1 pseudogene is annotated in these 681 nt (G+C 83.3%); it reads right to left on the bottom strand.

Going from position 1 to position 681, the window contains the following annotated elements:
- Window positions 1-681: pseudogene (locus tag WCS02_RS20890) on the bottom strand (hypothetical protein); the annotation flags it as partial.

Genomic DNA, 681 nt, shown 5'->3' with positions numbered 1-681 from the left:
CGTCGGCTGCGCGACCGGGGCGGGCGGCGCGACCGGGGCGGGCGCCGGGGAGCTGTTCCGGCCGCCGCCGAAGAGGCTGCGACGACCGCGCCGGCGACCGCTGCCGCCGGGCAGGATGCTTGTCGGCGAGGCGACGTGCGGGACCGCGACCGGGGCGGGCACCGGGGTGGCGAAGGGCACGGGGGGCAGCACGGGCTGCGCCTGCGGGACCTGGGGCTGGACGGGCTGCACGGGCTGGACGGGCTGGACGGGCTGCACGGGCTGCACGGGCTGCGGCTGGGCCTGGGCCTGGACGGGCTGGGCCTGCTGGGGCTGCACCTGGGCGGGCTGAGCCGGGGCGGGCCGGGCCTGGACGGGCGGGACCGGGGCGACGGGCGCGGGGACGGGGACGGGACGGGCGGGGGCCTGCAGCGAGGGCGCCTGGACCGGCGGGCCCAGCACGGGCGGTGCCGCGGGGGCAGCAGGGGCCGTGGAGGGCTCGGCGGCCTGGGCGGAGGGCCGGGGCGCACGCGTCGGCAGACCGGACGGCAGGGGCGACAGCTGCACCGGACCCTCGGCACCCGCGACGGGGACGTCGGGGGCGACCGGGACGACGGGGACGACGGGGACGACCGGGGCCGCCGGGGCGACCGCGACCGGCGGGGCGACCGGGGCCGGCGGAGCGACTGCGGCCGGGGGGGC

The sequence above is a fragment of the Aquipuribacter hungaricus genome (assembly GCF_037860755.1).
Taxonomy (GTDB): Bacteria; Actinomycetota; Actinomycetes; order Actinomycetales; family JBBAYJ01; genus Aquipuribacter; species Aquipuribacter hungaricus.
The sequence above is the reverse complement of the archived record's forward strand: the minus strand, read 5'-3'. Positions and strand labels throughout refer to the sequence as shown.